This window comes from Bradyrhizobium sp. (assembly GCF_016213215.1).
Taxonomy (GTDB): Bacteria; Pseudomonadota; Alphaproteobacteria; order Rhizobiales; family Xanthobacteraceae; genus Bradyrhizobium.
Genome location: NZ_JACRAW010000037.1, coordinates 1 through 4,901, shown reverse-complemented (window position 1 = coordinate 4,901; position 4,901 = coordinate 1). Strand labels below are relative to the sequence as shown.

Below are 4,901 nucleotides of genomic sequence, written 5' to 3'. Positions count from 1 at the left end.
TGCACGTCGCGGTCGCGGCTGTGGTGAAGCTCGTGCGTTGTTGATGGAGGGAAGCAGCGATGCGTATTGTGCGAGAAGTCGAAGAAAAGCGTAGGAATGAGTTGACTTTGCCCGCCCGATTAGGAAGGCAAGATAAAAGCGCCGACCGCGGTCGGGCGCATGTGGTTGGTTGGATTGACGTTTCGCACGATGCACGGCGGCAGCGTGCTGTCGCTACAGCCAAAATGCGTTGTGTTTTCAAGCGCGCCAGCGCCGACAGGTCTCTCGGCCAATCGGGGACGACGCTGTGAACGCAGGCGACGACGATCTGCGCATCCGCCTAGGGCGGATTGGGAACAGGACGCGTCTGCCAAAGCCGAAGAGCTTCGTCGGGCAGGTCATGCGCGCCGTAAGGAGGGCGGGGCACACCGGAAAGAGCTTCGGCAGGTTGGGGCAGGGCCACTCGTCTCGTTTCGGACGAGGGCGTACCGCAGCGCTCGCGCTGTCGCTGAGATCGCCGGGTCGACGCGTGGTGGTGATGAGCCGCGTGGTCCGACATCGAGGTCAGCGCTTCCGATCAGCACCATTGTCCAGGCACGTCGCCTATTTGAAACGCGAGGGCGTTACCCGGAACGGATCGGAGGCTCGGATGTTCGACGCCCGGTCTGATAATGCGGATACCGGCGCGTTCGCCGCACGGTGCGAAGACGACCGGCATCATTTTCGCTTCACGGTCTCCCCCGAAGATGCCGCCCAAATGGCCGATCTGAGGTCCTTCACCCGCGAGCTGATGTCGGACGCCGGGAAGGATCTTGGCACCAGGCTGGATTGGATCGCGGTAGATCACTGGAATACCGACAACCCCCATCTCCACGTCCTTGTTAGGGGGCGTGCCGAGGACGGCAAAGACCTCGTCATCAGCCGGGATTACATCAGCCGAGGCCTGCGTGCTCGTGCCGCAGAGCGCGTGACGCTTGAGCTCGGGCCACCAAGTGAGCGGGAAGTTCGATCTGCGCTCGAACGCGAAGTTGATGCTGAGCGCTGGACTGGACTTGACCGGGCGCTGCGGGCCGCGGCGGATGAGGGGACAGGTCTAGCTGACCTGCGGCTCGGATCAGGCGCCCAGGATCCGGAATTGCAGAGCCTGCTGATTGGACGCGCCACCAAGCTCGGACGGCTCGGCTTGGCTGAACAGATCGCGCCCGGACAATGGACGTTCAAGCCAGGACTGGAGGAAACCCTGCGCGAGCTCTCGATCCGCGGCGACATCATCAAGACCATGCATCGCGCCATGACCGGTGCAGGCAAGGAGCCCGACGTTGCTGGCTTTTCGCTGCACGGCGATGAACCTGGTGATCGCATCATCGGACGGTTACTGGAGCGCGGCCTTTACGACGAGCTCAAGGGATCGGCTTACGCGATCGTCGAGGGGATCGATGGCCGGACCCATCATCTGCGCTTTGCGGACCTGGAACTCACCAGCGATGCCAAACCGGGTGCTGTTGTGGAAGCGCGTGCCTATGAAGTTGGAGCCGGCAGGAAGAGGCTCTCCTTGGCGGTCCGCTCGGATTTGACGCTCGAGGAGCAGATTGCGGCTCAAGGTGCAACATGGCTCGATCGACAGCTCTTGGTGCGCGACGCTTTGATGTCCCGCACCGGGTTTGGCAATGAGGTGAGCGATGCAATGGAGCGCCGGATCGACTACCTGGCCGAGCAGGGGCTCGCAAAACGCCAAGCTCGGCGCTTGGTGTTCGCGCGAGACTTTCTCAACACCTTGCGCCGGCGGGAGCTAAAGGATGCCGTCGAAAAGATTGCCGCCGAGACCGGGCTTGTGCATCACCCCTCAGCGGAGGGGGAGCACGTGGCCGGCGTCTACCGCCAGCGGATCCCTCTCAGTTCAGGGCGGTTCGCGATGATCGATGATGGATTGGGATTTCAGCTTGTGCCCTGGCGGCCCTCGTTGGAACAGCGTCTTGGAAGACAAGTCTCCGGGTTCATGATGCCCGGCGGCAAGGTAGAATGGGATTTTGGTCGCAAACGCGGGTTGGGGCTTTAGCGTGGCCATACTGCCGAAAGATCACGTTGGCAAAAAAGATCACGTTGGCAAAATATGTGCCTTTGGCAGGGCGGACAGTTTAAACCCGTCTCAAGGCTCTTCGGATCGGCCCCGAGCTGCCGACCAACTGCGTCGGCTGTTGGATCGAAAGCGGACTAGCCGCCGCGGTGTTCGGGATTTCTCAGTTTGCCCCTTTTCTGAAGTGCTGCGAGGGCGCGACGAGGCTCGCAATTGATGAAGAAGCAGAGGTCTGGGCGGCCTCCAGCTTAGGGCCGCGGCTCATTGCGCGACATCAACCTCGTGGGTGTGATCTTCATGGGCATGTGGCTCGATGCCCGGCATGGGCGCGCCCGTGAAATAACCTAGAGCGCCAGGATGCAGCGGGATGCGCGAATCGGGTGGCTCGGAGGACGAACCGCTCGGCAGCAGCAATTCGGGAAGGGCGCTGCGGCTCTTGTCCAACGCTTCGGCGATCAACCAGGCATGGCGTGCTGCAAAGTCGTCGCGGCAGACGAACAAATACTCTCCGATGCCGACGACGGTGAACAGCTTGACTGGTCCGTGGTCGGCGAAGGGGGGCCTCCCTTGTCGAAGGGCTGCCGCATCGTCGCGCCGCATCAGCGCGACGTCCAACTGTTGCGAGCTGATCAGACTGGCGATGCGCTCCTTGTGCGGCGCCCTGCTCACCTGAGCCTTGCTGCTCGGCAAGCGATCCGCGAGGACCTCAGCTACCCGCTTGCCGAGCTCGAACGAGGGAGGATCGGCGCGCGAAGTCAGGATCAGCAGGTGACGCCGGCGGTAGACGCCCCACTGGCCATAGGGTGCGTGGCCACCAAGGAACATGGCTGCGGCGCCGGCCCCCGCCGTTCGGAGGAATTCCCGGCGGCTCGGCCTCCCGCCAACCTCAGGACCTTCGGTCTTATGCCACACGCTACTACTTGCGGAATATGGTTGTCGGCAGGATGGCGGAGACTGCGTAGTTCGGCACGTCGACGACATTGCCAATACGCAGGTCGGCGGCCACGCTCGCCACGACATATGCCTGCTCCGGCGTGAGGCCCTTCTCGCCAACCATCCAGTCGATCAGCTCGATCAGGGCGTTGCGCGCCGCCAGCATCAGATCCTCCGAGAGGTTCTCGAGCGGGCCGATTTTCTGGCTGTCGAGGTAGGTATGGTAAGGCGGGATCTGGCCCTTGGCTTTCAGCGGGAAGCCGGTGGTGGCGTAGAACTCGGTCGGCGCCAACCGGATGAGCTGATCGCCGCCTTCGAAGTGCGGGACTTTGACCTTCGCGGCTTGCGCTTTGCGGATCTCGGTGACCAGCGTGACCGTCGCCCCCATCTCGATCGCCGTGCCGGAGACCTCGCCATCGCCTTGCGCGAAATGGACGTCGCCGACGAACAACCCGCACCCGTCCACGAAGCAGGGCAGCAGCAGCGTCGTGCCTACCACCATCTGCTTGATATCCATGTTGCCACCGTTCTCGCGCGGCGGAATGGTGCGCAGGCACTCATTCTTGCTGCTTCCGTTCTGACCGCAGACATCGCTCGGCAGCGCACCGAGCGGCTGCGGAGTCAGCACGACGCCGCCCGCGCTCTGCAGCGCCGCCGCGCGCGTGAGGATCGTGGCCACCTCGGGCTGGCCCGGCAGCACCCCGACCGTGCCCATAAATCCGTTAAAGGGGATGACGACGCCCGGGATCTGGTCGGAGACCGCCTCCTTGCGGTTGAGTTTCCAATTGGCGATGAAAGGCTTGGTGAAGCGATCGCGCAGGAAACCGAAGCCCGGGACGATCACGGTGTAACCGTAGTCGTCCGGCTGTACGTCGAGGAGTGTCACCGCCAGTACGTCGCCGCGCTGGGCACCCTCGATGAAGACCGGGCCGGTCAGCGGATGGACGAGATTGAGATCGGCCGCCGACACATCCTCGGGCTTGGAGCCGAGGTTGAAATCGGAGTCGAAGGCGTCGCGCGTTTCAAAGACGATATGCTGACTGGGGTTGGCGCGACTCACCGGCTTGATGGCCGGGTGCATGCGATTCATGCAGTTCTTGTCGTCGACGCAGTGCGCGCCGGTCTTCGCGACGCGCACAATCTGCCACGCCTTAACGGACGTCGTATCCGCATGCGCTGCGGTTGCGCTGAGCAGCAATGTCGCGGCCGCAGTGATGATCCAGAATTGCCCAGATTGCATCATTCGCTCCTCCCTCAGCAGAATCGTGTTCCTATTCTGGTCGGGACGACGATCGGCAACGCCTTGGGCGCCCGGCGGCACGATGAGGAGATCAAGATCTCGTCCTGACGACCGTCCGGCGAAGCTACTCCCCTTTGGGGTAAGTGCCAACCACCATGGGTCGAAAGGGCGGAAAAACAACGGCCTGTTCACCGCCATGGCGTTCTTGTCGGTCCAGCATTTCCTTGTCCTCAAAGTGCAGCGTTTTCAGTGTCGGCGCTGATACGACGGACATATCCTTCGCGGTCAGATCACCGAAACGAACGGCGCGAGACCGATCAGCAACAGGGCGACGCCCGTGGCACCTTCCAGGAGACGGGACAGATGGGCTAGGGTTGCCATGCCGGGTCCAGCTGCGCACGCGCCATTCGCGTGCGAAGATTGTCAGCAACGCAACAACGCAGGGCGTCAGGGCGACGCCCAGCAGCATCGCGGCGGCGAAAGCAACGCCGGCCGGTGGGACACCGTTTGCCAGGACGTAGACCATCGCGAACAACGTAGTCATGTTGGGTCTTCGGCGCGAACTTGCGGATCGTCATGTCTTCGATCATGCGCCGGCGCAGCGGGCTCACTGCCTCGTCGGTCATGGGGATGCTCCTGTTTTGAGTGAAGGTTGCGAACCCCTCATCTCAAGAC

The 4,901-nt window shown here is 62.7% G+C and carries 4 protein-coding genes; 1 reads left to right on the top strand and 3 read right to left on the bottom strand.

Annotated features, from left to right (window positions below; genetic code table 11):
- The first annotated feature begins 286 nt into the window (after nt 1-286).
- Nucleotides 287-2,035, top strand: coding sequence for a DUF3363 domain-containing protein (locus tag HY852_RS07560; protein WP_291603787.1), 1,749 nt, complete (start codon nt 287-289; stop codon nt 2,033-2,035).
- A gap of 279 nt (nt 2,036-2,314) precedes the next feature.
- Here HY852_RS07560 and HY852_RS07555 read toward each other — a convergent pair whose 3' ends face one another.
- The 3 genes from HY852_RS07555 to HY852_RS07545 are packed head-to-tail and all read right to left on the bottom strand — an operon-like array spanning nt 2,315 to nt 4,770.
- Nucleotides 2,315-3,034 carry a substrate-binding domain-containing protein gene (locus tag HY852_RS07555; RefSeq protein ID WP_291603786.1) on the bottom strand — a complete coding sequence of 240 codons (720 nt, stop codon included), beginning with the start codon at nt 3,032-3,034 and terminating at the stop codon, nt 2,315-2,317.
- Nucleotides 2,970-4,424, bottom strand: coding sequence for an acetamidase/formamidase family protein (locus tag HY852_RS07550; RefSeq protein ID WP_291603785.1), 1,455 nt, complete (start codon nt 4,422-4,424; stop codon nt 2,970-2,972). Before HY852_RS07550 ends, HY852_RS07555 begins: the two co-directional genes overlap by 65 nt.
- Entirely contained in the window at nt 4,351-4,770 is a 420-nt protein-coding gene (locus tag HY852_RS07545) for a hypothetical protein (protein ID WP_291603784.1), read from the bottom strand. Before HY852_RS07545 ends, HY852_RS07550 begins: the two co-directional genes overlap by 74 nt.
- Between the last annotated feature and the right edge of the window lie 131 nt (nt 4,771-4,901).